Genomic DNA, 26602 nt, shown 5'->3' with positions numbered 1-26602 from the left:
TGTCCGGACGCTACTACAACTACCGGTGGCCAGCAACGGTAGGTTGGGCTTCCATGAGCACCGCTGACACCGCCCTGCCGCCCCGCGCCGAGCGCCTGTTCACCCTCGCCGAGCAGGTCACCGGCTTCATGCCGGCCGATGAGGGCCGCGCCCTCTACGACGCCGGGGTGCGTTATCTCGGCGGCGGGGTCGGGGTCGAGATCGGCACCTACTGCGGCAAGTCGACGGTGATGCTCGGTGCGGCCGCGCAGGAGACGGGTTCGGTGCTCTACACCGTCGACCATCACCACGGCTCGGAGGAGCATCAGGTCGGCTGGGAGTACCACGACAGCTCGATGGTCGACCCGGTCACCGGACTGTTCGACACGCTGCCCACCATGCGGCACACGCTGGACGCCGCGGGCCTGGACGACCACGTGGTCGCCGTCGTCGGCAGGTCACCCGTGGTGGCGCGCGGTTGGCGAATGCCGTTGCGGCTGTTGTTCATCGACGGTGGCCATACCGAGGAGGCCGCACAGCGGGACTTCGACGGCTGGGCCCGCTGGGTCGAGGTGGGCGGTGCCCTGATCATCCACGACGTGTTCCCCGACCCCGAGGACGGTGGCCAGGCGCCGTTCCACATCTACCAGCGCGCGCTGGCGACCGGGGCGTTCGACGAGGTCGCCGCGACGGGTTCGATGCGGGTGCTGCAGCGGAGCTCGGGCGAGCCGGGCGTGCTGGACTAGCGGTCGCTGACCACGCACTCGCAGTCGTACTCGCCCTCCAGGCCGCGGGGCAGGCCGACGCCGCGGAAGATGCCGCTGGCCGCGGTGGTCGAGGACAACGCGTCGGCGGCCAGGATCATCGCCGCCCCGGTCCAGGTCGTTCGCTCCTCGGGCCAACGCTTGCCATCGGCGAAAACCAGCCCGGTCCAATAGGATCCGTCGTCCTCGCGCAGGTGCTGCATGGCCGCGAACTGCTCGTGGGCCCGGCGGGTGTCACCGATCGCGTCCAGCGCCATGACGAGCTCGCAGGTTTCCGCTCCGGTCACCCAGGGCCGGTGGTCGACGCATCGGATGCCCAGTCCGGGCACCACGAAGTCGTCCCAGCGGTCGTCGATCCGGGCCTGCGCCGCACCGTCCCGCAGTGCCCCGCCGAGCACCGGGTAGTACCACTCCATCGCGTGGGTGTCCTTGGCGGAGAACGCCTCTGGATGCGCGGCGATGGCGTGCCCGAGGCGCCCGACGGCCACCTCCCATTCCGGCTGCGGGTCGTCGAGGTAGTCGGCGAGCGCCAGGCCGCACCGGATGCTGTGGTACACGCTGGCACAGCCGGTCAATAGTGCTTCCTCGACCGGACCGGCGGGGCTTGCCGCCCAGTAGATCTCGCCGCCCGGCGCCTGCAGGCTCAGCACGAAGTCCAGCGCCCGGGTGACCACCGGCCACATGGTCTCGGCGAAGTCCCGATCCCCGGTGATCAGCACGTGGTGCCAGACACCGGTGGCCACGTAGGCGCAGAAGTTGCTGTCGCTGTTGGCATCTTCGACGACGCCGTTGCGCAACTGGATCGGCCAGGAGCCGTCGGCCCGCTGCATCGTGCGGCACCAGTCGAAGCCCGCACGGGCGGGTTCGATCAACCCGGCCACAGTCAGTGCCATGGCGTTCTCCACGTGGTCCCATGGGTCGGTGTGGCCACCGTCGAACCACGGCAGAGCGCCTGAGGATTCCTGGGTCGCGGCGATCGATCGCGCCGTCAGCAGGCAGTCTTCTGGTGTCAAAACTCCGGACACACCGGGGATCTCAGGCACAAGCACAGCGGCGGCCTACCCGTTGGTTTCCGGCTTGCGGAAGTAGAGCGCGACGCTCTTGCCGATCACCGGGTTCAGCAGTGACTCGGCCGTGCGCGTGAGCCAGGGCCGGCCCATCATGTCCCACACCAGCAACTGGTGGTACGCCTTGACCGCGAAGTGGTCGTTCTTCTCGGTGCCGACCAGACACTTCAGCCACCAGTACGGCGAGTGCAGCGCGTGCTCGTGGTGGGTGTGGGTGAGGGTGAGCCCGTGGGCGAGCACCTTGTCGCGCAGCTCGTCGGCCTTGTAGATCCGGATGTGCCCGCCCTCGTTGGCGTGATACTCGTCCGACAGCAGCCAGCACACCTTCTCGGGAAGCCAGCGCGGGACCGTGATGGCCAGTGCGCCACCGGGTTTGAGCACGCGCACCAGCTCGGCGATCGCCCGCTCATCCTGTGGAACGTGCTCCAGGATCTCCGAGGCGATGACGCAGTCGAAGCTCGCGTCGGCATACGGCAGGTCGAGCGCGTCGCCCTTGACGGCCTCGCCCTTGGCCGACAGCGGGACCTCGCCCGCCTCCCGCATGGCCTGCAGCATGGTGTCGACATCGTTGAGGTCGGACACGCTCTGGTCGAAGCCGATGACGTCGGCACCGCGCCGGTACGCCTCGAAGGTGTGCCGGCCCGCGCCGCAGCCGACGTCGATCACCGTGGTGCCCGGCCCGACACCGAGCCGGTCGAAATCGACGGTCAGCATTGCGTCACCCTTCCGGCCCGCGCGCGAGCCATCTCGTACACCGACACCGTCTGCGCGGCAACGGATTCCCAACTGAAGACGTCGAGCGCCCGCTGCCGTCCGGCGGCACCGAGCCGGCGGCGCTCCAGCGGCGAGTCGAGGACTTCGCCGAGCACCGCCGTCAGCTCGTCGACGTCGGCCGGGCGCACCAGCCGGGCGCAGGCACCGTCGTCGCCGACCACCTCGGGCAGCGCCCCCGCACGGCTGGCCACGATCGGGGTGCCGCTGGCCATGGCCTCCACGGCCGGCAGCGAGAAACCTTCGTACAGCGACGGGATGCAGGCCACCTCGGCGGAGGCCAGCAGCGCGGCGAGCTCCTCGTCGGACAACCCGCTGGAGCTGTGCACGATGTCGGAAATACCGAGCTCGGCGATGAGTTTCTCGGTCGGCCCGTTCGGTTCGAGCTTGGACACCAGCTGCACGTCGAGATTGCGTTCCACCCGCAGCCGGGCCACCGCGTGCAGCAGGTGGCTGACGCCCTTGAGCGGCACGTCGGCGCTGGCGATCGCGATGATGCGGCCGCTCACCCGTTGCTCGGCGGGCCGGAACAATTCGGTGTCCACCCCCAGCGGCACGATGTGCAGCTGTTGGGGCGACACCCCGAAGTCCTCGGCGATGTCGGCGGCCGAGGACGACGACACCGTGAGCAGTTCGGGGATCCTGCGGGCCACCTTCTTCTGCATCTCGGCAAAGCCGTACCAGCGCCGCACCAGCGGCTTGCGCCACCACTTGGCGGCGGCGATCTCGACCACCCGGTCCCGGGTGATCGGGTGGTGCACCGTCGCCACCACGGGCAGGCCGCTGTCGGCGATCTTCAACAACGCCGAGCCCAGGCTCTGGTTGTCGTGGACCACGTCGAATTCGTCGCGGCGCTCGGCGAGGAGCCGGGCGACCCGCATGGTGAAGGTGCGCGGCTCCGGGAATCCGGCGCTCCACATCGTGGCCAGCTCCAGCGCATCGATGTGGTCGCGGATCTCGCTGGGCCTGGGCACCCGGAAGGGATCGGGCTCGCGGTAGAGGTCCAGGCTCGGGACCTTGGTCAGCGTGACCCGCGGGTCCAGCCCCTCGGGGTACGGCTGGCCGGAGAACACCTCGACGTCATGGCCGAGTTCGGCAAGACCACGGCTCAGATGGCGCACATATACGCCCTGACCGCCGCAGTGGGTCTTGCTCCGATAGGACAGCAACGCGATACGCATAATCAGATCACCCGACGGCCGGAAGCGTGCTGAGCTGGGAATATACGCTCACGCGTCGACTCCGAACCCTCTGGACATGTGTCCAGACTATAGTTTGACCGGCTAGCAGACGCAACGCGTCCGCCGCCGCTCAGGCAGGCGGGAAACCGCCGGTGGCAACCGGTCCCCACCGCGTCGGCGTGACCCGGATCAGGCACTTGCCCTGATCCACCATCGCCTGCCGGTACTCGTCCCAGTCCGGATGCTCCCCGGCCACCGCGCGGAAGTAGTCGACCAACGGCTCCACCGCGTCGGGCAGTCCGATCACCTCGGCGTCGCCGTCGACCTGCACATAGGCGCCGTTGAACTCGTCGGACAACACCGTCACGCTGGCCCGTGGCGTGCGGCGCAGGTTGACGGCCTTGGCCCGCTGCGGATAGCTGGCGATCACGATGCGGCCCTGCCCGTCCACCCCGCCGGTCACCGGCGAACTCTGCAGTGAGCCGTCGGCGCGGAACGTGGTGAGCACCATGTGGTGTCGGGGGCGGACGAATTCCAGGAGTTCGTCGAGGCCGACGGTGTCGGCGGTCGCATATTTCCGGGCCATGGCTCGACGGTAGCCGAATCAGCCTGTCAGGCAACCTGATCGGGGAGAACGAAGGCGAACGGGCGCGGGAATCCCAGTCCGGTCAGGCGCGCACCGCGCACCGAGGCGNGTTCACGCAGCACCCGGTGGACGGCGCCGTCAATCCTGTCTCTAATACCCATCTAGATGTTGATAAGAGACACCACACCGCCCCTGGTGCCGCGGCCCCCTCGAAACCGCCGCCACCGATATCTCACACCGCGTTTGGCGCTGTGCTCGGTCAGCGCGCGGGCCAGTCCCGCCGGAGTGGTGCCAAGCCGGCGGGGCCAGATCCGGTTGACCGCGGCGTGGATCCGGCCCTGCTCGGCGTCGAACCAGACGTCGCCTTCCGGGTTCAGCAACCCTGCCCGATATGCGGGGTCGAGCATGGCGCCGGCCACCACGGCCACCGTCGGGCCGCACGTGATGCCGTCTCGCTGCCGCAGCCGCAACGCCGCCAGCTTCCCTGGCTTCACACAGATCCGGTCATCGGTCGATCAATTCCTGCCATCGGAATTAAAGGGTCTGAACTGCCGGTTTCAACCGACATAAGCGAAGCGTAGCGAATCCGGAAAAAGAGGACAGCACAGTGCGAAACACAATCGGAAAGTCACGAATCGTCGCCGGGGTCATCGGTGGCCTGACGGCCGCGATGATCGCGGCGGCCGGCTCCGCTGCGGCCGCCCCGAGCGGACCCAGCAATGCCCAGCAGACCATCAGGCAGCTGCAGGCACAGGGTTACACGGTGATCGTCAACCGGCTCGGCACCTCGCCGCTGGCCGAGGCCGAAGTGGTGGCCGTGCGGCCCGGTCCGAACTTCAGCCGCACCGACACCCTGAGCGCGGTCACGCAGCGCACGGTGTACGTCGACGTCAAGTAGCAGACAGTCACTGCCATCCGGGTCGATAATGACCGGATGGCAGTGAAGATGGCCGATCTGCTCGGCGGTGCACTCGGCTCCCTGCGATACCAGCCCACTGCCAAGCGAATTCGGGCCTGCCTGGGTGGTGAGCCGGTGGCCGACACGAACGCGGCGCTGCTGGTGTGGGAACCACGACGGGTGGTCCCGACGTACGCGGTGCCGCGTTCGGCTCTCGCCGCGCAACTGGTTCCGGCCGGCGGCGATGTGGGCGACGACGAGATCCCCGGGTTCCTGGACCCCTCGGTGCCGTTCACCGCCCACACCTGTCCCGGTACCTCGTACGACGTCATCGCCGGTGAGGAGACCGGGGCCGCCGCGGCTTTTCAGCCCGACGACGCCGACCTGAGCGGCTATCTGGTCCTGGACTTCTCGACCTTCGAATGGCGTGAGGAGGACGAGCCGATCGTCGCCCATCCCCACGATCCTTTCCACCGGATCGACATCCGGCGCAGCCGCCGACGCGTCCGGATCGAGGTCGACGGTTCAGTGCTGGCCGAATCCTCAAGCCCCCTACTGTTATTCGAGACCGGACTACCGACCCGTTATTACCTGCCCCGTGAAGATGTGCGGGCCGACCTGGACGTCAGCAATACCGTCACCTATTGCGCGTACAAGGGCCGGGCCACCTACTATTCGGTGCCCGGCGGCCCGGCCGATCTCGCCTGGTCCTATCACGAACCGCTGATCGACGCGACGCCCGTCCGCGACCGCATCTGCTTTTTCGACGAACACGTCGACGTAATCGTCGACGGCGAACCCATGGATCGCCCCGTCACCGCGTGGAGCTAACGGGAACGCCTGTTTCGGCCCGCCTAGTTCTGGCAACATCACCACCGACACCACAGTCCGTTGATCGGGGGTCATGATGGGCTCACCAGACGTAACGCTCAGCGCGGCCGCCGGTACCGAGGGCGGTGGCGCCGCTCTCGATCAGGTGATCGGCATGTCGGTGGTCGCGATGATCGTCACGGTCGCGCTGCTGTGGATCGGCTATCTGCACCGCAACCGGCGCATCACCTGGCTGAACAACTTCGCCGAACGGCTGGGCCGTAAATTCCACCGGCCGCCGTGGGTGGCACTCCAGGTGTTCCTGTTCACCGCGACCATCATCTGTGCGCTGTTCGGATTCATCTGGGACGTCAGCCTGCACATCGGTAAGGGCCGCGATGCCGGCCCGCTGGCCAACCCGGCGCACTACTTCATCCTGATCGGGCTGTTCCTGCTGTTCATCGCCGGTTCGATGGCCATCGTGCTGCCGTACGACAAGCCGGGTCCTGCGGCGCTCCGCATCACCCGCAACTGGCACGCCCCCGTCGGCGGTGTGCTGATGGCGCTGTGCGGGCTGTACGCGCTGATCGGCTTCCCGCTCGACGACATCTGGCACCGGATCTTCGGGCAAGACGTGACCCTTTGGGGCCCAACTCATTTGATGCTGATCGGCGGAGCCGGCCTGTCACTGATCGCGGTGCTCTTGTTGGAGCACGAGGGCCGGGTCGCAATGGGTCCGGAACTGGCCGAGGACACCAAGTTCAACAAGTTCCTCTACTTCCTGTCCTTCGGCGGCCTGTTCATCGGTCTGTCGGTGTTCCAGATCGAGTACGACTTCGGCGTCGAACAGTTCCGTCTGGTACTGCAACCGATGATGATCGCGGGCGCGGCCGCCCTGGCCGCGGTCGCCGCCCGATTGGTGCTCGGCCCGGGTGCCGCGCTGATCGCGGCCGGGTTCGCGATCGCGCTGCGCGGGGCCGTCGCCTTCATCGTCGGCCCGGTCTTCGGTGCCCCGACGAGTTGGTTCGCGCTGTACCTGGGCCCGGCCCTGGTGGTCGAACTCATCGCGCTGACCCCACTTGTCAAGCGGCCCATCCTGTTCGGCGCCGTGAGCGGGCTCGGCGTGGCCACTGTCGGGTTGTGGCTGGAATCGCTGTGGATCGGCGCGGTCTACCACTATCCGTGGCCCACCAGCATGTGGGGCGAAGCCCTGGCGATGGCGATCCCGGTCGCCGTCGCGATGGGCCTGTGCGGCGCGCTGCTGGCGCTGGTGCTCACCGGCCGGCCGTTGCCGAATCCCGCGGTGGGCATCTCCATCGTGGTGGCCACCGTGCTGGTGATCGGTGGCGCGGTGGCCAACGGGTTGCGGACCGAGGTTCCCGAGAATGCCGAGGCCACCATCACATTGACCGAACTTCCGGCCGGTGACGGACAGCGGATGGTCTCGGCCGACGTGCAGATCACCCCGGATGACCTGGTCAGTGACGATCCGGAATGGGTGTCGATCCTGGCCTGGCAGGGCGGTCTGGCCAATGATCGCGGCCTGATGATCGATCGGCTGGAGCAGGTCGGCCCGGGGCATTACCGCTCGACCCAGCCCATCCCGGTGTCCGGCAGCTGGAAGACGCTGCTGCGCGTGCAGGACGGCACCACCATGGCCGGCGTACCGATCTTCCTGCCCGCCGATCCAGGTATCGGTGCTGAGGAGACGCCGGCCGAGGCCTCGAGCACCCGGGAGTTCGTGCAGGAGATCACGATCCTGCAGCGGGAACGCAACCTCGACCACCCGACGTGGCTCTACAACGTGGCCTCGCTGGTGGTGTTGGTGTGCACACTGATCCTGATCGCCGGTTTGACCTGGGGTGCGGGGCGGATCAACGCCAGGGAGTTGGCCGCGGGCCGCGAACCCGCCGGACTGCAATGACCTATCCGATCGAGTACCAGGCCGACCACACGCTGCTGCTGGCTTTGCCCGCGTTCGCACCGGCAGTGGTCGTGGTGGGTGTGGTGGTTTACGTCGCGATGCGCGACCGGCGACGCGGCGAGGACGGTGACCCATCTCAAGATGACGACGTGCACTCCTCCGGCGAAGATGGTTCACCGTGATCAACGTCAAACGCAGTGTCATCGTCCTGGTCTCGGCGATCGCCCTGGTGACGGCCGGTTGTGGCGGCTCCGGCGACAGCGAGAAGGCCGACGCCCCAGCCGGTTCGGGCACGCCGTCGGCGACCACGGTCAACCCGTCGGACATGACCGACCAGCAGCAGGCGCCGGCCCGGCTGCTCATCGACGCCACCATCAAGGGCGGCGAGGTCACGCCGACCAACGAGCGGCTGCAGGGCAAGGTGGGCCAGCCGATCGTGGTGCGGGTCAACAGCGATGCCGCCGACGAGCTGCATGTGCACTCCAATCCCGAGCACACCTTCAAGATCGAGCCCCGTAACGGTCAGCAGTTCCAGTTCACCGTGGAGGTACCAGGCACCGTCGACATCGAGCTGCATCAGCTGAAGCGCACCATCGCCAGCGTGCAAGTGCAGCAGTGACGGCCGGGTCGACCGCGGTACTGGCCCATGGTCTGGGCGGTTCGACCGACCTTCCGATTCCGTACACGTACGCGCTGATCGGCGCGGCCTGGACACTGACGTTCACCTTCGCGGTGGTGGCCCTGGCCTGGCGGCGGCCCCGGTTCGATCCGGCCAAGCCGGGACACGCGCTGCCGTCCTGGGTGACAACGGTGGTGGATTCCCGGGCGACCCGGTGGACGGTGGGGCTGCTTTCGCTCGCGCTGACCGGCTGGGTGGCGTTCACCGCGTTCACCCGGCCGCCGGCCACCAACCCCCTGCCCGGTGTCTTCTACGTGCTGCTGTGGGTCGGATTGGTCGCGGCCTCGGTGCTGTTCGGCCCGGTATGGCGGCTGATCTCACCGGTCCGCACGCTGTCCCGGTTCCTGCCGCTGGGTGAGCGGCGCTACCCCGAACGGCTCGGGTACTGGCCGGCCGCCGCGGGGCTGTTCGCCTTCGTGTGGCTGGAGCTGGCCAGCCCGGACCCGGGATCTATTGCGGCCATTCGTAACTGGCTGCTGATCTACCTCGCGGTGACGTTCGCCGGAGCGGTGGGCTGCGGACCGCGATGGCTGGAGAGCGCCGACCCGTTCGAGGTCTACAGCACCGTCGCCTCGCGGGTCTCACCGCTGCGCCGGCACGACGGCCGCCTCGTACTGGGCAACCCGTTCGACCATCTGCCGTCGCTGCCGGTGCGGCCCGGACTCGTCGCCGTGCTGGCGGTGCTGCTCGGCTCGACCGCGTTCGACAGCTTCTCGGCCATGCCTCAGTGGCGCAACTTCGTCGACACGCACGCGGATTCATCGCTGGGCGCCGGCCTGATCCGCACCACGGGCCTGCTGGTGTTCGCCGCCACGGTCGCGGTCACGTTCTGGGCCGCCACCCGCGCCACCGGCGGGGTCGATCGCCGGCTGCGTCGCGAATTACCCGGTCTCATGGCGCATTCGCTGATCCCGATCGTCATCGGCTACGTGTTCGCGCACTATCTGTCCTACCTGGTGGAGCGCGGCCAGCAGACCGTGATCATGCTGTTCGGCCTGGAGGGTGTCGAGGTCAACTACTTCCTGTCGATGCACCCGACGCTGCTGGCCACCTTGAAGGTCGGCTTCGTGCTGGCCGGTCATGTGGCCGGAGTGATCGCGGCTCACGACCGGGCGCTGCGTCTGCTGCCCAAGCAGCATCAGCTCACCGGGCAGCTCGCGACGATGCTGGTGATGGTCGGCTACACCTTCACCGGGCTGTACCTGCTGTTCGGCGGGTAGCGTCGAGACCATGCAGGCGTCCAGGCCGACCCGGGCTCTTATCGTCGTCGACGTGCAGAACGATTTCTGCGAAGGCGGCTCGCTGGCGGTGACCGGCGGAGCCGCGGTCGCCCGGGGGATCACCGCGTTGCTAGCCTCCGACCACGGGTACGACCATGTGGTGGCCACCAAGGATTTCCACATCGATCCGGGCGACCATTTCTCCGACACGCCGGACTTCCGGAACTCGTGGCCGCCACACTGTGTGGCCGATACGCCGGGGGCGGCGTTCCATCCCGAGTTCGATCCGGCCGGGGTGGAGGCCGTGTTCGAGAAAGGCCACCATTCGGCGGCCTACAGCGGATTCGAGGGTGTCGACGAATCCGGGACGGCGTTGGCGGACTGGCTGGCCGAGCGCGGTGTGCAAGCGGTGGACGTCGTGGGCATCGCCACCGACTACTGCGTCGCGGCCACCGCTGCCGACGCGGTCCGGGCCGGGTTGCGCACCCGGGTGCTGACCGGGCTGACGGCAGGCGTGGCACCCGAGAGCTCAACCGCGGCGTTGACCGAATTACGTTCGGCGGGTGTGGAAATCAGCTAGTCGGGTCGACGGGCCTGCCGGTCCAGCGTGGTTCCCGACGCTCGACGTAGGCGCGCACCCCTTCGCGGGCGTCGTCATGCGCCATCAGCTGCAGGTGGATCTCGGTCTCCCGGGCACCCACCGTCGCCCGGTCGAGGTCATACGAGTCCCAGAGCAGCCTTTTGCTCGCGGCCACGGACATCGGCGCGGTGTTGACGGCGATGTCGTGGGCGAGTTCCAGGGCGGCGGGCAATACCTGTTCGGCAGGCAGCACGCGGCTGCCGAGTCCGAGCTCGACGGCGCGGTGGCCGTCGAACGTGGCGCCGGTCAACAGGATCTCGGCGGCATTGGCCAGTCCCACCAGCCGGGGCAGGACCCAGTGCGAGTAGGCATCGCCGACCATGCCGCGGCGGGCCTGCACCACGCCGTAGCGCGCGTCGGCGGCGAAGATCCGGATGTCGCACTGCAGTGCCAGGGTCAGCCCGATGCCGATGGCGTGGCCGTTGACCGCCGCGATCACCGGCTTGCCGAGTGTCCAGGCCGGCACGGCCAGGCCGGCGGCACTGAATTCCTGTCCGGGCTCGGTGAAGGTGCCCTCCCCCGCGCCGAGATCCGCCCCGGCACAGAACGCGGGCGGGGTTCCGGTCAGCACGATCGCCCGGATCGCGTCGTCGGTGTCACACCGCGTGTAGGCGTCGGCCAGCTCCTCGCGCATTCCGCCGCCGAACGCGTTGCGCTGCCGCGGGCGGTGCAAGGCGATGGTCGCGACGGATCTGTCGAGGTTGACCCGCAGGGTCCGGTACTGCGGCAGATCGGCGCGAGTGGTCACAGCTCGTAAGGTACCGCCGCCCGTTCGCCCGGCCGCAGGTCCCCGAGCGCCGTATCGTCGATTTCGTGACCTTGGAAACGTGGCGGGGCAAGGCTTACCCACTGGGCGCCACCTACGACGGCTCGGGCACCAACTTCGCGTTGTTCAGCGAGGTCGCCGACCGGGTCGAATTGTGCCTGTTCGATCCGGACGAGTCGGGGGTGCTGCACGAAACCCGGCTGACGCTGCCCGAGGTGGACGGATTCGTCTGGCACGGTTTCATTCCGGGGGTCGAGCCGGGACAGCGCTACGGCTACCGGGTGCACGGCCCGTACGACCCGGCGAACGGTCACCGGTGCAACCCGAACAAGCTGGTGCTGGACCCGTACGCCAAGGCGATCGAGGGTTCCTTCGCGTGGGGGCAGCCGCTGTTCTCCTACAACTTCGACGATCCGGACAGCCGTAACGATGACGATTCGGCGGCCGACATGCCGAAGGCGGTCGTGATCAACCCGTACTTCGACTGGGGCGTCGACCACCCTCCCGGGCATGAGTACGCCGACACCGTCATCTACGAAGCGCACGTCAAGGGCCTCACCCAGACGCATCCGGACATCCCCGAGCAACTGCGCGGAACCTACGCCGCCGTCGCACACCCGGCGATCATCGAGCACTTGAAGGGGCTGGGGGTCAACGCGATCGAGCTCATGCCGGTGCACCACTTCGTGGACGACTCGACGCTGGTCGACAAGGGCCTGTCGAATTACTGGGGCTACAACACGATCGGGTTCCTGGCGCCCGACCCCCGCTACAGCTCGTCGACCACCCCCGGTGGTCACGTCCAGGAGTTCAAGGCCATGGTGCGGGAGTTGCACGCCAACGGCATCGAGGTGATCCTCGACGTGGTCTACAACCACACGGCCGAGGGCAACCACCTGGGGCCGACCCTGTCGATGCGCGGTATCGACAACGCGGCCTACTACCGCCTGGTCGACGACGAGCTGCAGTACTACATGGATTACACCGGGACCGGCAACAGTCTCAACGTCGGCCATCCCCACGCCCTGCAGCTGATCATGGACTCGTTGCGGTACTGGGTCACCGAGATGCACGTCGACGGATTCCGCTTCGATCTGGCCGCCACCCTGGCCCGTGAGTTCTACGACGTGGACCGGCTGAGCGCGTTCTTCGAACTGGTGCAACAGGATCCGATCGTCAGCCAGGTCAAGCTGATCGCCGAGCCGTGGGACGTCGGACCGGGTGGCTACCAGGTGGGCAACTTCCCGCCGCAGTGGACCGAGTGGAACGGGAAGTTCCGCGACACCGTGCGTGACTACTGGCGCGGCGAGCCGGCCACCCTCGACGAATTCGCCTCCCGCCTCACCGGTTCTGCCGATCTATATGAGCAGACCGGCCGTCGCCCGTTCGCCTCGATCAACTTCGTCACCGCCCATGACGGTTTCACGCTGCGGGACCTGGTGTCCTACAACGAAAAGCACAACCAGGCCAACGGCGAGGACAACCGCGACGGCGAGAGCAACAACAAGTCCTGGAACTGTGGCGCCGAAGGTCCCACCGACGACGCGGCGATCAACACCCTGCGCGCCCGCCAGCAGCGCAACTTCCTTGCCACTCTGCTGCTCTCCCAAGGTGTTCCGATGCTCTCGCACGGCGACGAGCTCGGCCGCACCCAGGGCGGCAACAACAATGTGTACTGCCAGGACAACGAGATCTCCTGGATCGACTGGGCCGGTGCGGATGTCGATCTGATCGAGTTCACCCGGTCGGTGTCGGCCCTGCGCGCCGCGCATCCGGTTTTCCGGCGCCGCAGGTTCTTCGACGGGCGGCCGGTCCGCGAGACCGGTGCTGCCCGGTTGCCCGACATCGCCTGGTTCGCACCCGACGGCTCCGACATGACCGCGGAGGACTGGGAGACCGGATACGCCAAGTCGGTCGCGGTCTATCTGAACGGGCAGGGCATCGCCGATCCGGACGTCCGCGGCCAGCGGGTGGTCGACGATTCCTTCCTGTTGTGCTTCAACGCGCACTACGAGCCGATCGAGTTCGCTTTACCACCGGAACAATTCGCGGCGCGATGGCTTCCGGCGATCAGCACTTCGGCAAACTCCACCCGCGGTCCGAGCGCCGCGGGCAACACGGTCAGCGTGGACGCGCGCGCGGTGCTCGTACTGCAGGCCGAATCAGATTGAGCGTCAATTCAAGGCGTTGCTCATCGCACCAATGTCCCTGCCCTAACCAGGAAGTCTGGTACCTTGAACATGTAGCAGCCGTGGCCGCCTAAGTAGACATTGAGCGCTTGTTCGATGTCACCGGCCGGGCGGGCTGGGGGGTACGAGCCGAAGAGCGGCGGCAACTACCCTGCGGCCACGGCTGCGGCCTCACGGCGGGTTTGCCGCAGGCCTTTTCACCCCAATCCCGTCGATTCACCCGATATTCACCGAACAGTCACCCGTTCGGATATACCTCTGTCACAGAGGTATCGTGCGGGTATGGAAACCCGCCGGGATCTGGTCAGCGATCTGTTCGCCGTCGTCGGCCGGTTCCGCAGGCAACTGCGCCGGTCCACCGGCGGCGGGTTCGACGCCACCGGGCTGACCCAGTCCCAGGCTGAACTGCTGCGCCTGGTCGGCCGCAGGCCCGACATCTCGGTGCGGGAATCGGNCTGATCCGCACCACGGGCCTGCTGGTGTTCGCCGCCACGGTCGCGGTCACGTTCTGGGCCGCCACCCGCGCCACCGGCGGGGTCGATCGCCGGCTGCGTCGCGAATTACCCGGTCTCATGGCGCATTCGCTGATCCCGATCGTCATCGGCTACGTGTTCGCGCACTATCTGTCCTACCTGGTGGAGCGCGGCCAGCAGACCGTGATCATGCTGTTCGGCCTGGAGGGTGTCGAGGTCAACTACTTCCTGTCGATGCACCCGACGCTGCTGGCCACCTTGAAGGTCGGCTTCGTGCTGGCCGGTCATGTGGCCGGAGTGATCGCGGCTCACGACCGGGCGCTGCGTCTGCTGCCCAAGCAGCATCAGCTCACCGGGCAGCTCGCGACGATGCTGGTGATGGTCGGCTACACCTTCACCGGGCTGTACCTGCTGTTCGGCGGGTAGCGTCGAGACCATGCAGGCGTCCAGGCCGACCCGGGCTCTTATCGTCGTCGACGTGCAGAACGATTTCTGCGAAGGCGGCTCGCTGGCGGTGACCGGCGGAGCCGCGGTCGCCCGGGGGATCACCGCGTTGCTAGCCTCCGACCACGGGTACGACCATGTGGTGGCCACCAAGGATTTCCACATCGATCCGGGCGACCATTTCTCCGACACGCCGGACTTCCGGAACTCGTGGCCGCCACACTGTGTGGCCGATACGCCGGGGGCGGCGTTCCATCCCGAGTTCGATCCGGCCGGGGTGGAGGCCGTGTTCGAGAAAGGCCACCATTCGGCGGCCTACAGCGGATTCGAGGGTGTCNGTTCGCCGTCGTCGGCCGGTTCCGCAGGCAACTGCGCCGGTCCACCGGCGGCGGGTTCGACGCCACCGGGCTGACCCAGTCCCAGGCTGAACTGCTGCGCCTGGTCGGCCGCAGGCCCGACATCTCGGTGCGGGAATCGGCGGCCGAGCTCAGCCTGGTTCCCAATACGGCGTCCACGCTGGTCTCGCGCCTGGTGGCCGACGGATTGCTGATCCGGACGCCCGACGAGTCGGATCGCCGGGTGGTCCGTCTGCGGCTCACGGCGCCGGCGCAAGCCATCGCCGACGAGTCCAGGGCCGCCCGCCGGGCAGCGCTGGCGGCCGCACTCGCGCAGCTCGATGACACCCAGATCAACGAGCTGGCAAATGGATTGGACGTCATGACCGAACTGACCCGAATACTGCGCGATGGCGAAGTGGGGGATGCATGAGCACTCCTGCCATCGACTGCAGACACCTGACCCATCGATACGGCACCTTCACCGCGGTCGACGATCTGACCCTGCAGGTACGCCCTGGCGAGACCATGGGCCTGCTCGGGCCGAACGGCGCGGGCAAGACCACGGCGGTGCGGGTGCTGACCACCCTGACCCCGGTGCAACACGGACAGGTGCGGATCTTCGGCCTCGACGCGGGCCGCCGCACCATGGACATTCGGCACAACATCGGTTATGTGCCACAACAACTCTCGATCGAGGCCGCGCTGACCGGCAGACAGAACGTGGAGCTGTTCGCGCGGCTGTACGGGGTGCCGCGCGCCGAACGCGCCGACCGGGTGAACCAGGCCCTGGAGTCGATGCAGCTGCTCGACGTCGCCGACTCGGTGGCGGGCACGTACTCCGGCGGCATGGTGCGCCGCCTCGAACTGGCCCAGGCCCTGGTGAACCGTCCGTTGCTGCTGATCCTCGACGAGCCGACGGTCGGGCTGGACCCGATTGCCCGTGACAGCGTCTGGACCCAGGTGGCCCGGATGCAGGCGGAGTTCGGCATGACCGTGCTGCTCACCACGCACTACATGGGCGAGGCCGACGCCCTGTGCGACCGGGTGGCGCTCATGCACCGCGGGCAGCTGCAGGCGATCGGCACCCCAGCGGAGTTGAAGGCCTCGGTTTCCCAGGACGCCTCACTCGACGATGTCTTCCGCTACTACGCGGGTTCCGACCTCGCCGACGCCGAGCCGCAGCCCGGGGGCCTCCGCGGCGTGCGCGCAACCCGCAGGACGGCCCGCCGTGTCAGCTGACACCCTGGTGCTGGCCCCGCGCGGGATCCGGCGCGTCCGCGCGATGGCGGTGCGCATGGCGGCCTTCGCACTGGTCGAACTGCAGAAGCTGAGCCACGACCGCTCCGAGCTGTTCACCCGGATGGTCCAGCCGGCCCTGTGGTTGTTGATCTTCGGCCAGACCTTCAGCCGGTTGCACGTCGTCGACACCGGCGGCGTGCCGTACCTGACGTTCCTGGCGCCGGGCATCATCGCCCAGTCGGCCCTGTTCATCTCGATCTTCTACGGCATCCAGATCATCTGGGACCGCGACGCCGGCATCCTGGCCAAGCTCATGGTGACGCCGGCCCCGGCCTCGGCGCTGGTGGCCGGCAAGGCATTCGCGGCCGGGGTGCGCTCGGTGGTGCAGGTGCTCGGGGTGGTGCTGCTGGCGTATCTGATGGGCATCGCGATGACCATTAACCCGTTGCGCATCCTGGCCGCCATGGCCGTGGTGGCCCTGGGTGCGGCGTTCTTCGCCTGCCTGTCGATGACCCTGGCCGGGTTGGTGCGCAAACGCGACCGGCTGATGGGTATCGGCCAGGCGATCACCATGCCGTTGTTCTTCGCCTCCAACGCTCTCTACCCCGTCGACATCATGCCGACCTGGCTGCGCTGGCTGTCCACGGTCAATCCACTCAGTTATGAGGTCAATGCGCTGCGTGGGCTGCTGATCGGCACACCGACCGACTGGGCCCTCGACATCGGCGTGCTGATCACGGCGGCGGTCCTCGGTGTCGCCGCGGCTTCGTTGCTGTTGCGCCGGCTGGTTCGCTGACGCCCGACTCCGCATCCGACATAGCTCCCGACCAACCGGGTGGTTTAGTGTGCAGACATGCAACTGGCGCTCACACCGGAGGAGGCAGCTTTCCGCGACGAGCTGCGCACCTTCTACACCACGAAGATTCCGGCCGAGCTTCGCGAACAGCACCGGCTGGGCCTGCCGATCGGCAAAGATGGCATCGTCACCGCCCACAAGATCCTGCACGAGCACGGCCTGGCGGTCCCGAACTGGCCGGTCGAGTGGGGCGGCAAGGACTGGACACCGAACCAGCACCAGATCTGGCTCGACGAGATGCAGCTGGCCGGCGTACCCGAGCCGCTGACGTTCAACGCCAGGATGGTCGGCCCGGTGATCGCCGAGTTCGGCTCCCAGGAGATCAAGGAGCGCTTCCTGCCGCCGACCGCGGCGCTCGACATCTGGTGGTGCCAGGGCTTCTCCGAGCCCGAGGCCGGCTCCGACCTGGCCTCGCTGCGCACCACCGCAGTGCGTGACGGCGACAGCTACGTGGTCAACGGTCAGAAGACCTGGACCACGCTGGGTCAGCACGCCGACTGGATCTTCTGCCTGGTCCGCACCGACCCGCAGGCCCCCAAGAAGCAGGCCGGCATCTCGTTCCTGCTGATGGACATGAACACCCCCGGCATCACGCTGCGCCCGATCAAGCTGATCGACGGCAGCTATGAGGTCAACGAGGTGTTCTTCGAGGACGTCCGGGTTCCTGCCGACCAGCTCGTCGGTGAGGAGAACCAGGGCTGGACGTATGCGAAGTTCCTGCTCGGCAACGAGCGCACCGGCATCGCCCAGGTCGCCCGCACCAAGGTGCGGCTGGCCGAGGTCAAGGAACGTGCGGCGGCCAACGGCCTGTTGGCCGACCCGCTGTTCGCCGCGCGTCTGGCCGAGGCCGAAAACGACGTGCTGGCATTGGAACTCACCCAGATGCGGGTGACATCGGATTCGGCCGACGGCAAGCCCAGCCCGGCCTCGTCGGTGCTGAAGCTGCGCGGCAGCCAGCTGCAGCAGACCGCCACCGAGCTGCTGGTCGAGGTGGCCGGCGCCGATGCGCTGCCCTACGAAGCGGGCGACATCTCCTCGCCCGAATGGGCCCAGCACGCCGCCCCGCACTACCTCAACTACCGCAAGACCTCGATCTACGGCGGTAGCAACGAGGTGCAGCGCACCATCATCGCGTCCACCATTCTCGGATTGTGAGTTGAGCCATGGACTTTCAGCTAACTGACGAACAGACTCTGCTGGCCGGCACCACCCGTGATCTGCTGAGCGGCTACGACACCGAAAAGCGCAACAAGGTGGTGGAGACCGACCCCGGTTTCGATCGCCAGGTGTGGGGACAACTCGCCGAGATCGGCGTTCTGGGCCTGGGATTCGACGAGGACTCCGGTGGCCAGATCGAGATCATGGTGGTGCTGAACGAGATCGGGCGCCGGCTCGCACCGGAGCCGGTGCTGCACGGCGCACTCGGGCCCGGTGCCATCATCGCCGAGGTGGGTAGCCAGGCCCAGCGTGCGCTGCTCGACGACGTCGCCGCCGGCGAGAAGATCCTGGCCTTCGCGCACGCCGAACCGGGCGTGCGCGGGACCGCCGGGGTGACGACGACCGCGACCCGCAGCGGCGATGCGTGGACGCTGACCGGCACCAAGAACCCGGTGCTGGCCGGTGACGTCGCCGACGCGTTGATCGTCAGCGCCGCCCTCCCGGATGGCGGCACCGGGCTGTTCCTGGTGGACGCCGCACAGGTCACCCGTACGGGTTACCGCACCTTCGACGGCCAGCGGGGCGCCCAGGTCGACCTGGAGTCCACTCCCGCCGAGCCGCTGGGTGAGGGCGGCGACGCCAGCGCCGCGATCACCGATGCGCTGGTACGGATCTCGGCCGGCCTGTGTGCCGAGGCGGTCGGCGCGATGGACGAGTCGCTGCGCCTGACCACCGATTACCTCAAGCAGCGCAAGCAGTTCGGGGTCACACTGAGCAAGTTCCAGACCCTGACCCAGCGCGCCGCGGACATGTACATGTCGCTCGAGCTGGCCCGCAGCATGGGCAACTATGCCGCGATGTCCATCGCCGACGGTCAGCTCGACCCGGTGATCGCCGCCAGGGCCAAGCTGCAGATCGGCCGCTCGGGCCGGCACATCGCGCAGGAGTCCATCCAGCTGCACGGCGGAATCGGTGTCACCGCCGAGTACCCGATCGGCCACTACGCCGCTCGGCTGACCGCGATCGAGCACACCCTCGGCTCGTCGGCGGATCAGCTACGGACGCTGGTCGGCCAGCTCGACAGCTACGAGATCGCCACGCTCTGACACCAAACGCTCAGCGGCTTGTGAAAGCGCCTCGTCCGGTTCTGTTTCTTGCGGGCGAGGCGCTTTCGGTATCGCCAGGGCGCGTCCGGGCGTCAGCCGATCAGGCGCGCCACCGACGCCAGCGGGACGGGCAACCACGACGGCCGGTACCGGGCCTCGNCGCGACCTCGGCACCAACCCCGTCAAGGACGTCAAAACCCCCAGCCCGGGCGCCTTTCTCTTATACACATCAAGATGTGTAAAAGAGACGGGGAGGGCATGCCCCGAGGCCCCCGCCTCTCCCAGCCGGTAGGACTCGGCGGCGAAATCACCGCCGACCTCGTCGGCGTAGAGGTCGCCCTCGGCGAACAGGTCTCGGGTGCTCGCGGTCGCCATGTCCCAGCCCTCGGCGGAGTTGGCGGCGAACTCGGTCACCATCGCGAGAGCGAAAGGTTCACCGTCCCAATCGATGTCGACTGATCCCAGCAGCCGGGCCACGTGCGGGTTGTCGGCCCGGGCCAGCACCCGGTTGAGTTCGATGTCCGGATGGACCCCCGGGGTGATCCGGCGGAACACCTTCAACACGGCGTCCTGTCCGAACACCACGCTGGTGTTGCTCTGCTCGGCCGCCGACACCCGGGGCACGGCATCCAGGGGCAGGACGGCGTCGGGCTCCTTGGTGCACCGCACCGCCCCGACGCCGGCCGAACGATCGATCATCTGCAGCAGGAACCGCGCGGCGTCCTGGTCGTAGAGCGCGTCGTAGGCGGTCCGGTCACCGTCGCTGCCGATGGTGGCCACCGAGCTGTACTCGTCGAGCGGATCGGCATCCCATTTGACCAGCACCTGGTACCGCTCGGTGCTGCCGTCGGCGTAGGCCACCCGCAGCAAGTTCAGGTCCAGATCCGGGCTGAACGCCTCCACCAGACCCGATGTGGCTGCGGACAACTCGCGGCCGCGGCCGGCGTACCACCGCTGTTGGCTCAACCAGTCCCCGAATTCGATACTCATAGTTGCACGGCCTCTCGCTCAGGCTCGCGGAGCTGGAACCAGTAGAACCCGTGCCCCGGCAGGGTCAGCAGATACGGCAGCTGGCCGATGCTGGGAAACTCGACGTACCCGGACATCTCGATGGGGGTATACCCGCTCCACTCCTGCAGATTCAGTTCGATGGGCTGTGGGAACCTCGACAGGTTGTTCACGCACAGCACGGCATCGCCGTCGCTCTCGATCTCGCGGACGTACGCCAGCACCGACGGGTTGGAGCCGCCGAGCTCACGGAACGTCCCGACGGCGAACGCATCGTGGCGACCGCGCACGGCCAGCATGCTGCGCGTCCAGTTCAGCAGCGACGTCGAACTGTCGCGCTGGGCCTCGACGTTGACCGACTGATAGCCGTAGACCGCGTCCTGGTTGGGCGGCAGGTACAGCCGGCCCGGGTTGGCCGTGGAGAACCCGGTGTTGCGGTCCGGCGTCCATTGCATCGGGGTGCGCACGCTGTCGCGGTCACCGAGCCAGATGATGTCGCCCATGCCGATCTCGTCGCCGTAGTACAGCACCGGAGATCCGGGCAGGGACAGCAGCAGCGCGGTGAACAGTTCGATCTGGTTCCGGTCGTTCTCCAACAACGGGGCCAGCCTGCGGCGGATGCCGACGTTGGCCTTCATCCGCGGATCCTTGGCGTACTCGGCATACATGTAGTCGCGCTCGTCGTCGGTGACCATCTCCAGCGTCAACTCGTCGTGGTTGCGCAGGAAGATGCCCCATTGCGCCATGTCGGGAATCGGTGGCGTCTGCGCCAGGATCTCCGAGATCGGGAACCTCGATTCCCGCCGCACCGCCATGAAAATCCGCGGCATCAACGGGAAGTGGAAGGCCATGTGGCATTCGTCGCCGCCGGTGGACGGGTCGCCGAAGTACTCCACGACGTCGGCAGGCCACTGATTGGCCTCGGCCAGCAGCACCCGGCCCGGGTACTCGTCGTCGACCACCTTGCGGCACCGCTTGAGGAAGGCGTGGGTCTCGGGCAGGTTCTCGCAGTTGGTGCCCTCGCGCTCGAACAGGTAAGGCACGGCGTCCAGGCGGAACCCGTCGATACCGAGGTCCAGCCAGAACCGCAGGACGTCGATCATGGCCTCCTGCACGGCGGGGTTGTCGTAGTTCAGGTCGGGCTGGTGCGAGAAGAACCGGTGCCAATAGAACTGACGGCGCACCGGATCGAAGGTCCAGTTCGACTCCTCGGTGTCGACGAAGATGATGCGCGCGTCGGCATATCTGTCGCTGGTGTCGCTCCAGACATAGAAGTCGCCGTACGGACCGTCGGGGTTGTGCCGGGATTCCTGGAACCATCCGTGCGAATCCGAGGTGTGGTTCATCACCAGATCGGTGATGACGCGGATTCCCCTGCGGTGCGCACCATCCAGCAGCGTGACGAAATCCTCCACCGTGCCGAACTCGGGCAGCACCTTGTAGAAGTCGCGGATGTCGTAGCCGCCGTCGCGCAGCGGCGAATCGTAGAAGGGCGGCAGCCAGAGACAGTCCACCCCGAGCCACTTGAGGTAGTCGAGTTGCTGGGTCAGGCCCTGCAGATCACCGACCCCGTCGGCATTGGAGTCATAGAACGCCCGCACCAGAACCTCGTAGAACACCGCCCGTTTGAACCAGTCGCGGTCGGTCGGCAGCGTCCTGGCATGAGCGAAGTCCTCGGCAGTCGGATGCTCGACCACCGAGTGACCGTCCTCAACGTTGTCCATCAGCCTCCCAACGTACCCACTTCGTCGGCTCTCGACACCTGGTGCAGACCGCACCGACTCGAAACGATCCTGCAGCAACGTGATTCGCCGGCTCGCGGGTGTTTGCGGAAAAACTAACGGTTGAATAAGAGACGGGGACGGGTTACGTTTTTCCCGTTTTGATCTCCGCGCCGGCTCGGGCCGGCGATCGCACTTTCGACGAGGGATGGCCTGTGGGTGAGTCCGCACCAAATGACGGTGAAGCACCAGTAATCGTTGGTCTGTCCGATGCCGCGATGCACATGTACATCGCCGCCATCGACGCACTACCTCCGGTAGGCGACCCTGAGTTCGCCGAGCGCGCCGCGGTCGTCCTCAGCGGTCTGCGCAAGCTGCAGACGTCGCTGTCGGAGGCGGCCGGCCGGAGCCGCGTCACCCCGTCGGTCATCGTCGCGCTCAGCGGCGTGCGCCATCGCTACGACGAGCTGATGACGATCGCTTCCGAAGGCCCCGGCGCAACGCTCGGGCAGCGTCTGTATGTCGCGCGCGGCCGGGCCAAGCTGTCCACCCAGGAAGCCGCCAACGGCGTCGGCCTGCGCAAGGACCTGATCGAGGCCGTCGAGGCCGAAGAGCCCGCCACCGAGTCCGAGACCGCTCAGATCAAAGACCTGATCGCCGCTCTCGGCGGCTGAGCCGCCCGATGTGCCGATAGGGTCACTGCGTGACCCGCGATCATGGCGACCCCGGTGATGCCCCTTCGATTCCTCCCCCGCTGACGGAGGTAATCGAGGGGGCACGCCCGTCTGCGGCCGAGGAGGCCCGCACCATCGCGGCCTCGACAAACGCGGGCACGCTGGCCACGCTCACCACCGACGGTGACCCCTGGGCCTCATTCGTCACCTACGGCCTGCTGGCCGGAGCCCCGGTGCTGTGTGTGTCGAACATGGCCGAGCACGGCCGCAACCTCGCCGCCGATCCTCGAGCCAGCATCTCGATCGTCGCCCCCGACTCCGGGTCGGATCCGTTGGCCAGCAGCCGCATCACCTTGGCCGGGGTCGCCGAACGGCCCACGGGTGACGAGCTCGCCGCGGCCAGGCAGGCCCACCTGGACGCCGTGGCCGCCGCCCGCTACTACATCGACTACAGCGACTTCTCACTGTGGGTGTTGCGGGTGCGGCGCGTGCGCTGGGTCGGCGGCTACGGCCGGATGGACTCGACCACCGGCGAGGCCTATGCCGCCGCCGAAGCGGACCCGGTCTCGCCGCATGCCCATGGCGCGATCGAACATCTCAACGCCGACCATGCCGATTCGCTGGCCGACATGGCCCGCACCCTCGGCGGCTATCCCGACACCACCGCGGCGGTGTGCACCGGCGCCGACCGCTACGGCCTGGATCTGCGGGTCACCACCGAGCGCGGAAATGCCTACATCCGGGTGGGCTACGCCGCACCGATCGGCTCGTACGGTGAGTTGCGGGCGGCCACAGTCGAGTTGGCCCGGCGCGCCCGGGCCAGGGATTGACCGGCCTGCCGGTGCAATACGATCGCGGGTATGCCTGAGCGCCCGGAGACCTGGCAAGCCGCCTTCGACCTGATCCGCACCCGCGGCTACGAACACCGCGAGGAGCCGTTTCGGTTGGCCAGCGGGCAGCTGAGCCACGACTACATCGACGGCAAGTTCGCCATCGACACCGGTGAGCGCATGGCGATCGTCAGCCGTGCGGTCGCCGATCTGGCCGCGGCCAGCGGTATCGAGTTCGACGCCGTCGGCGGGCTCACCATGGGTGCCGACCCACTGGCCCACGGCGTGGCGATGGTGACCGGCAAGGCCTGGTTCTCGGTGCGCAAGGAGCAGAAGTCGCGCGGCCGCGAGCAGTGGATCGAAGGAACCCGGCTCGAACCCGGTACCCGGGTGCTGCTGGTCGACGACGTGATCAGCACCGGCGGCTCCACCGAGATCGCCTATGAGCGGGTCACCTCCGTCGGGGCCGTGGTGACCGGGGTGATCCCGATGGTCGACCGCGGTGACATCGCGACCGGGCGGTTCGCCAAGCGCGGAGTGCCGTTCGCGGCGCTCGTCACCTACCGCGACCTCGGCATCGAACCCGTCAAGGACGTCTAGATCACCAGCACCGGCGCCGGCTCCAGGCCGACGATCACCGGATCGCCGGGTTCGAATGCGCGGGCCTGCGAGCTCGGCAGCTGTGCGTGGATCACCGAGTCGTCCGGGAGCGTGAGGTACACCCGGGAGATCGGGCCGAGGAACGCCACCGAGGCCACGACGGCCCGTCCGCGCGGATCGCGTCGCACCGTGATGGATTCGGGACGCACCATGGCCGTGCCCGGACCTGAGGGCACCGAACCCCGCAGCGTCGGGACTTCGGCACCGAGCACCCGGGCCCGCCCGCCCGCCACCTGTGCACGCACCTTGTTGTGCAGACCGACGAACTCGGCGACGAACGGCGTCGCCGGCCGGGCATAGAGCTCGGCGGGTGCCGCGAGCTGTTCGAGTTTGCCCTGGCTCATCACACCCACCCGGTCCGCAACAGCCAGCGCCTCTTCCTGGTCGTGGGTGACGAACAGGGTCGTGGTGCCGACCTCCAGTTGCACGCGGCGGATCTCGTCACGCAGCTGTGTCCGCACCTTGGCGTCGAGCGCCGACAGCGGCTCGTCGAGCAGCAGCACCCTCGGTTCGACGGCCAGCGCGCGGGCCAGTGCCACGCGCTGCTGCTGACCCCCGGACAACTCACTGGCGTACTTGTTCGTGTGCGCCGCCAAACCCACCAGGTCCAGCATGTCTGACGCCCGGGAAAGCCTGTCCCGCTTGGCTTTTCCACGCATCTTCAAACCGAACGCCACGTTGTCCAGCACCGTGAGGTGCGGGAACAGGCTGTACGCCTGGAACACCATGCCCATGTCGCGTTTGTTGGCAGGCACCGAACCGACGTTCCGCCCATCGACCAGCACGGTGCCCGAGGTGGCGGTGTCCAGCCCGGCCAGGATGCGCAGCGCGGTGGTCTTGCCGCAGCCCGACGGCCCGAGAAGCGCCACCAGTTCACCCGGTTCGATGGACAGGCTCAGCCCGTCGAGCGCGTGAACGTTGCCATAGGTGCGGGTGAGTTCGCGAAGTTCGACGGCAACGCCCCCGTTGCCGTTCGCGTGCACACCACTCATGCTGGGATTCCCACCTTTCCGCGGCGGCCGCGGGTGACGACCGCCAACACCGACAACAACGCGAAGCCGAACAACAGCGTGGCCAGCGAGGCCGCCACCGAGGTGGGGCCGTCACTCTTGCCGATCGCGACGATCTGAACCTGCAGCGTCTCGAAGCCGCTCAGCGAGGCGATGGTGTACTCGCCGAGCACCACCGCGATGGAGATGAACGCCGCCGACAGGATCCCGGACCAGATGTTGGGCACGATCACCCGCACGATGGTGGACATCCAGCCCGCCCCCAGTGAGCGGGCGGCCTCCGACAGGGTCTCCAGATCGATTGCGGCCAGCGCGGAGTCGATCGACCGGTAGGCGAACGGCAGAACCAGCACCACGTAGACGAAGGTCAGGGTCAGCGCCGACTCACCGAGGAAGTATGTCACCCACAGGTATACGTTTTTGAGCCCGACGACGATGACGAGCGCGGGGATGGTCAATGGCAACAGGCACAGGAACTCGACGAAGCGAGCGGCCCACGCCGCCCGCAGTCTGACCCAGATCATGGTGGGTACCAACAGGATTAGCATCGCGACCACGGTGAACACCGCCAGCAGCAGCGAGACCACGATGGCCTGATACAGCGCCTCGTCGGCCACCAGATTGCGCCAGGCGTTCAGGGTCCGGCCGCCGGATATCAGGTTACGGGTGGAGAAGTCGGCCATCGCGTACAGCGGGAACAGGAAGAACAGGCCGAACATCACCCAGAGAACGGCCCGGACGGCGCGGCTCATCGCAGCCACCTCGCGGTCCGGCGCACCAAGGCGTTGTAGGCGATCATCACCACGGCCACCACGACGATCATCTCCAGTGCCAGGGCGTAGGCGAATCCGGACTGACCGAGCACCACCTCGCTGGTCAGGGCGGTACGGATCAGCAGCGGCACGATCGGACTGCCCTGGCTGACCAGCGCCGCGGCGGTGGCATAGGCGGCAAAGGCGTTGGCGAACAACAACAGCGCCGAGCCGAGGAACGCCGGGGACAGCAGCGGGACGGCCACCTCCCGCAGGTACTGCCAGCGCGACGCGCCGAGACTCACGGCCGCCTCCCGCCACTGCACACGCAAGCCTTCGAGGGCAGGCAGGAAGACGATCACCATCAACGGGATCTGAAAATAGGTGTAGACCAGGATCAGGCCGGCCAGGCCGTACAACCAGCCCGAACCGGCCAGATTCCACCCGAGGTGCTGCTGCACCCACAGGGTGAGCACACCGTTGAGTCCGATGGTCGCGAGGAAGGCGAAAGCCAATGCGACCCCACCGAACTGGGCCAGCACACTGCACAGCGCCAGCACGGCGCGGCGCACCATCGACTCGGCCGGGCTGCTGACGATCAACCACGCCAGCACCGCACCCAGCACGGCACCGATGACCGCGGTGGTCGCCGACAGCACGACGCTCTTGAGCAATGCCGACAGCGCGGTGCCGGTGAACAACGCGGCGATGCGGTCCAGCGAGAACGAACCGTCGGCGAAGAACGCCATGACGACCACCGTCGCCGTGGGCACGATCAGGAACACCGTGACGACGGTCAAAAACGGCAACAGCGGCAGTGCATCCCGAAGCCGCCGGAAGAGCACACGATCAGACATCG

The 26602-nt window shown here is 67.6% G+C and carries 27 protein-coding genes and 4 pseudogenes; 20 read left to right on the top strand and 11 right to left on the bottom strand.

The features are described 5' to 3' along the window. Positions 1-53 precede the first annotated feature (53 nt). The gene (locus BN4332_RS24260) at positions 54-725 is read left to right on the top strand and encodes a class I SAM-dependent methyltransferase (protein WP_066902026.1); all 672 of its coding nucleotides are present in this window, start codon (positions 54-56) and stop codon (positions 723-725) included. Here the strand turns inward: BN4332_RS24260 and mmpH are convergent. The 5 genes from mmpH to BN4332_RS24235 all read right to left on the bottom strand — a co-directional run bounded on the left by mmpH (position 722) and on the right by BN4332_RS24235 (position 4842). Next, a complete protein-coding gene (gene mmpH, locus BN4332_RS24255) occupies positions 722-1768 on the bottom strand; it encodes an MMP endo-(1,4)-3-O-methyl-alpha-D-mannosidase (RefSeq protein ID WP_066902067.1) in 1047 nt (348 codons plus the stop codon). The genes BN4332_RS24260 and mmpH overlap by 4 nt on opposite strands. Positions 1769-1801: 33 nt before the next feature. Then, the gene (locus tag BN4332_RS24250; RefSeq protein WP_066902025.1) at positions 1802-2524 is read right to left on the bottom strand and encodes a class I SAM-dependent methyltransferase; all 723 of its coding nucleotides are present in this window, start codon (positions 2522-2524) and stop codon (positions 1802-1804) included. Further along, positions 2518-3762: an MMP alpha-(1->4)-mannosyltransferase gene (manT, locus tag BN4332_RS24245; protein WP_066902024.1), complete on the bottom strand. Its 1245-nt coding sequence runs from the start codon at positions 3760-3762 to the stop codon at positions 2518-2520. The genes BN4332_RS24250 and manT overlap by 7 nt, the downstream gene beginning before the upstream one ends. 130 nt (positions 3763-3892) lie before the next feature. Continuing rightward, a complete protein-coding gene (locus tag BN4332_RS24240) occupies positions 3893-4348 on the bottom strand; it encodes a PPOX class F420-dependent oxidoreductase (RefSeq protein WP_066902023.1) in 456 nt (151 codons plus the stop codon). A gap of 161 nt (positions 4349-4509) precedes the next feature. Further along, positions 4510-4842: a hypothetical protein gene (locus BN4332_RS24235; RefSeq protein WP_338066786.1), complete on the bottom strand. Its 333-nt coding sequence runs from the start codon at positions 4840-4842 to the stop codon at positions 4510-4512. 125 nt (positions 4843-4967) lie between these two features. Here BN4332_RS24235 and BN4332_RS24230 point away from each other — a divergent pair, with 125 nt between their 5' ends. From BN4332_RS24230 to BN4332_RS24200, 7 genes are all read left to right on the top strand, one after another. Beyond that, the gene (locus BN4332_RS24230) at positions 4968-5246 is read left to right on the top strand and encodes a hypothetical protein (RefSeq protein ID WP_435405209.1); all 279 of its coding nucleotides are present in this window, start codon (positions 4968-4970) and stop codon (positions 5244-5246) included. Between the two features lie 36 nt (positions 5247-5282). Next, complete coding sequence (locus BN4332_RS24225) at positions 5283-6077, top strand: DUF427 domain-containing protein (protein ID WP_066902022.1); 795 nt, start codon at positions 5283-5285, stop codon at positions 6075-6077. A 76-nt stretch (positions 6078-6153) separates the two neighbouring features. Then, positions 6154-7980, top strand: coding sequence for a hypothetical protein (locus BN4332_RS24220; RefSeq protein ID WP_066902065.1), 1827 nt, complete (start codon positions 6154-6156; stop codon positions 7978-7980). After that, a complete protein-coding gene (locus tag BN4332_RS24215; protein ID WP_066902021.1) occupies positions 7977-8162 on the top strand; it encodes a hypothetical protein in 186 nt (61 codons plus the stop codon). Before BN4332_RS24220 ends, BN4332_RS24215 begins: the two co-directional genes overlap by 4 nt. Then, positions 8159-8599, top strand: a complete 441-nt coding sequence (locus BN4332_RS24210; protein ID WP_066902020.1) for a hypothetical protein — start codon at positions 8159-8161, stop codon at positions 8597-8599. Before BN4332_RS24215 ends, BN4332_RS24210 begins: the two co-directional genes overlap by 4 nt. Beyond that, on the top strand, positions 8596-9879 hold the full coding sequence (locus BN4332_RS24205; protein WP_066902019.1) for a hypothetical protein: 1284 nt from the start codon (positions 8596-8598) through the stop codon (positions 9877-9879). The genes BN4332_RS24210 and BN4332_RS24205 overlap by 4 nt, the downstream gene beginning before the upstream one ends. A gap of 10 nt (positions 9880-9889) precedes the next feature. Further along, a complete protein-coding gene (locus BN4332_RS24200; RefSeq protein WP_066902018.1) occupies positions 9890-10459 on the top strand; it encodes an isochorismatase family protein in 570 nt (189 codons plus the stop codon). On the opposite strand, the gene BN4332_RS24195 is transcribed toward BN4332_RS24200, so the two are convergent. Next, positions 10452-11267, bottom strand: coding sequence for an enoyl-CoA hydratase/isomerase family protein (locus BN4332_RS24195; protein WP_066902017.1), 816 nt, complete (start codon positions 11265-11267; stop codon positions 10452-10454). The two genes, BN4332_RS24200 and BN4332_RS24195, sit on opposite strands and share 8 nt — an antisense overlap. A gap of 71 nt (positions 11268-11338) precedes the next feature. Between BN4332_RS24195 and glgX the strand changes: the two genes are divergently transcribed. From glgX to BN4332_RS24150, 9 genes and pseudogenes are all read left to right on the top strand, one after another. Further along, positions 11339-13456 carry a glycogen debranching protein GlgX gene (gene glgX, locus BN4332_RS24190; RefSeq protein ID WP_066902064.1) on the top strand — a complete coding sequence of 706 codons (2118 nt, stop codon included), beginning with the start codon at positions 11339-11341 and terminating at the stop codon, positions 13454-13456. Positions 13457-13756: 300 nt separating this feature from the next. Further along, positions 13757-13918 (top strand): annotated as a pseudogene (locus tag BN4332_RS24185) (MarR family transcriptional regulator); the annotation flags it as partial. Between the two features lie 2 nt (positions 13919-13920). After that, positions 13921-14373 (top strand): annotated as a pseudogene (locus BN4332_RS24180) (hypothetical protein); the annotation flags it as partial. A gap of 10 nt (positions 14374-14383) precedes the next feature. Further along, positions 14384-14728, top strand: a pseudogene (locus tag BN4332_RS24175) (isochorismatase family protein); the annotation flags it as partial. Further along, positions 14716-15159 (top strand): MarR family winged helix-turn-helix transcriptional regulator, encoded by a 444-nt coding sequence (locus tag BN4332_RS24170; protein WP_066902063.1) that lies wholly within the window; start codon positions 14716-14718, stop codon positions 15157-15159. The pseudogene BN4332_RS24175 and the gene BN4332_RS24170, both read left to right, overlap by 13 nt. Continuing rightward, on the top strand, positions 15156-15968 hold the full coding sequence (locus tag BN4332_RS24165) for an ATP-binding cassette domain-containing protein (protein ID WP_066902016.1): 813 nt from the start codon (positions 15156-15158) through the stop codon (positions 15966-15968). Before BN4332_RS24170 ends, BN4332_RS24165 begins: the two co-directional genes overlap by 4 nt. Positions 15969-16011: 43 nt before the next feature. After that, positions 16012-16764, top strand: a complete 753-nt coding sequence (locus BN4332_RS24160; RefSeq protein ID WP_066902062.1) for an ABC transporter permease — start codon at positions 16012-16014, stop codon at positions 16762-16764. 57 nt (positions 16765-16821) lie between these two features. Then, the gene (locus BN4332_RS24155; protein WP_066902015.1) at positions 16822-17979 is read left to right on the top strand and encodes an acyl-CoA dehydrogenase family protein; all 1158 of its coding nucleotides are present in this window, start codon (positions 16822-16824) and stop codon (positions 17977-17979) included. 8 nt (positions 17980-17987) lie between these two features. After that, positions 17988-19088: an acyl-CoA dehydrogenase family protein gene (locus tag BN4332_RS24150; RefSeq protein ID WP_066902014.1), complete on the top strand. Its 1101-nt coding sequence runs from the start codon at positions 17988-17990 to the stop codon at positions 19086-19088. A gap of 255 nt (positions 19089-19343) precedes the next feature. Here BN4332_RS24150 and BN4332_RS24145 read toward each other — a convergent pair. Continuing rightward, positions 19344-20078 (bottom strand): annotated as a pseudogene (locus tag BN4332_RS24145) (maltokinase N-terminal cap-like domain-containing protein); the annotation flags it as partial. Next, a complete protein-coding gene (gene treS, locus BN4332_RS24140) occupies positions 20075-21820 on the bottom strand; it encodes a maltose alpha-D-glucosyltransferase (protein ID WP_066902013.1) in 1746 nt (581 codons plus the stop codon). The gene treS and the pseudogene BN4332_RS24145, both read right to left, overlap by 4 nt. A 281-nt stretch (positions 21821-22101) precedes the next feature. Between treS and BN4332_RS24130 the strand changes: the two genes are divergently transcribed. From BN4332_RS24130 to BN4332_RS24120, 3 genes are read left to right on the top strand one after another with little or no spacing between them, the layout of a single operon-like run. After that, complete coding sequence (locus BN4332_RS24130; protein WP_066902061.1) at positions 22102-22491, top strand: hypothetical protein; 390 nt, start codon at positions 22102-22104, stop codon at positions 22489-22491. A gap of 29 nt (positions 22492-22520) precedes the next feature. Beyond that, complete coding sequence (locus tag BN4332_RS24125) at positions 22521-23321, top strand: HugZ family pyridoxamine 5'-phosphate oxidase (RefSeq protein ID WP_066902012.1); 801 nt, start codon at positions 22521-22523, stop codon at positions 23319-23321. A gap of 30 nt (positions 23322-23351) precedes the next feature. Next, positions 23352-23921: an orotate phosphoribosyltransferase gene (locus BN4332_RS24120; protein ID WP_003885421.1), complete on the top strand. Its 570-nt coding sequence runs from the start codon at positions 23352-23354 to the stop codon at positions 23919-23921. On the opposite strand, the gene BN4332_RS24115 is transcribed toward BN4332_RS24120, so the two are convergent. The 3 genes from BN4332_RS24115 to BN4332_RS24105 are packed head-to-tail and all read right to left on the bottom strand — an operon-like array spanning position 23918 to position 26600. After that, complete coding sequence (locus BN4332_RS24115) at positions 23918-24973, bottom strand: ABC transporter ATP-binding protein (protein WP_066902011.1); 1056 nt, start codon at positions 24971-24973, stop codon at positions 23918-23920. The two genes, BN4332_RS24120 and BN4332_RS24115, sit on opposite strands and share 4 nt — an antisense overlap. Beyond that, positions 24970-25743, bottom strand: coding sequence for an ABC transporter permease (locus tag BN4332_RS24110; protein WP_066902060.1), 774 nt, complete (start codon positions 25741-25743; stop codon positions 24970-24972). Before BN4332_RS24110 ends, BN4332_RS24115 begins: the two co-directional genes overlap by 4 nt. Then, positions 25740-26600 (bottom strand): ABC transporter permease, encoded by an 861-nt coding sequence (locus tag BN4332_RS24105; protein WP_066902010.1) that lies wholly within the window; start codon positions 26598-26600, stop codon positions 25740-25742. Before BN4332_RS24105 ends, BN4332_RS24110 begins: the two co-directional genes overlap by 4 nt. Positions 26601-26602: the final 2 nt, after the last annotated feature.

The sequence above is a fragment of the Mycolicibacterium houstonense genome (assembly GCF_900078665.2).
Taxonomy (GTDB): Bacteria; Actinomycetota; Actinomycetes; order Mycobacteriales; family Mycobacteriaceae; genus Mycobacterium; species Mycobacterium houstonense.
The sequence above is the reverse complement of the archived record's forward strand: the minus strand, read 5'-3'. Positions and strand labels throughout refer to the sequence as shown.

Excerpts from the sequence above, each read along its gene's own strand:
- BN4332_RS24110 (WP_066902060.1), bottom strand. The coding sequence starts at position 25,743 with ATGAGCCGCGCCGTCCGGGCCGTTCTCTGGGTGATGTTCGGCCTGTTC.
- BN4332_RS24220 (WP_066902065.1), top strand. The coding sequence starts at position 6,154 with ATGGGCTCACCAGACGTAACGCTCAGCGCGGCCGCCGGTACCGAGGGC.
- BN4332_RS24155 (WP_066902015.1), top strand. The coding sequence starts at position 16,822 with ATGCAACTGGCGCTCACACCGGAGGAGGCAGCTTTCCGCGACGAGCTG.
- BN4332_RS24225 (WP_066902022.1), top strand. The coding sequence starts at position 5,283 with ATGGCAGTGAAGATGGCCGATCTGCTCGGCGGTGCACTCGGCTCCCTG.
- BN4332_RS24260 (WP_066902026.1), top strand. The coding sequence starts at position 54 with ATGAGCACCGCTGACACCGCCCTGCCGCCCCGCGCCGAGCGCCTGTTC.
- BN4332_RS24250 (WP_066902025.1), bottom strand. The coding sequence starts at position 2,524 with ATGCTGACCGTCGATTTCGACCGGCTCGGTGTCGGGCCGGGCACCACG.
- BN4332_RS24105 (WP_066902010.1), bottom strand. The coding sequence starts at position 26,600 with ATGTCTGATCGTGTGCTCTTCCGGCGGCTTCGGGATGCACTGCCGCTG.
- BN4332_RS24215 (WP_066902021.1), top strand. The coding sequence starts at position 7,977 with ATGACCTATCCGATCGAGTACCAGGCCGACCACACGCTGCTGCTGGCT.
- BN4332_RS24200 (WP_066902018.1), top strand. The coding sequence starts at position 9,890 with ATGCAGGCGTCCAGGCCGACCCGGGCTCTTATCGTCGTCGACGTGCAG.
- BN4332_RS24150 (WP_066902014.1), top strand. The coding sequence starts at position 17,988 with ATGGACTTTCAGCTAACTGACGAACAGACTCTGCTGGCCGGCACCACC.
- BN4332_RS24130 (WP_066902061.1), top strand. The coding sequence starts at position 22,102 with ATGTACATCGCCGCCATCGACGCACTACCTCCGGTAGGCGACCCTGAG.
- BN4332_RS24160 (WP_066902062.1), top strand. The coding sequence starts at position 16,012 with ATGGCGGTGCGCATGGCGGCCTTCGCACTGGTCGAACTGCAGAAGCTG.
- BN4332_RS24240 (WP_066902023.1), bottom strand. The coding sequence starts at position 4,348 with ATGGCCCGGAAATATGCGACCGCCGACACCGTCGGCCTCGACGAACTC.
- BN4332_RS24120 (WP_003885421.1), top strand. The coding sequence starts at position 23,352 with ATGCCTGAGCGCCCGGAGACCTGGCAAGCCGCCTTCGACCTGATCCGC.
- BN4332_RS24115 (WP_066902011.1), bottom strand. The coding sequence starts at position 24,973 with ATGAGTGGTGTGCACGCGAACGGCAACGGGGGCGTTGCCGTCGAACTT.
- BN4332_RS24165 (WP_066902016.1), top strand. The coding sequence starts at position 15,156 with ATGAGCACTCCTGCCATCGACTGCAGACACCTGACCCATCGATACGGC.
- treS (WP_066902013.1), bottom strand. The coding sequence starts at position 21,820 with ATGGACAACGTTGAGGACGGTCACTCGGTGGTCGAGCATCCGACTGCC.
- manT (WP_066902024.1), bottom strand. The coding sequence starts at position 3,762 with ATGCGTATCGCGTTGCTGTCCTATCGGAGCAAGACCCACTGCGGCGGT.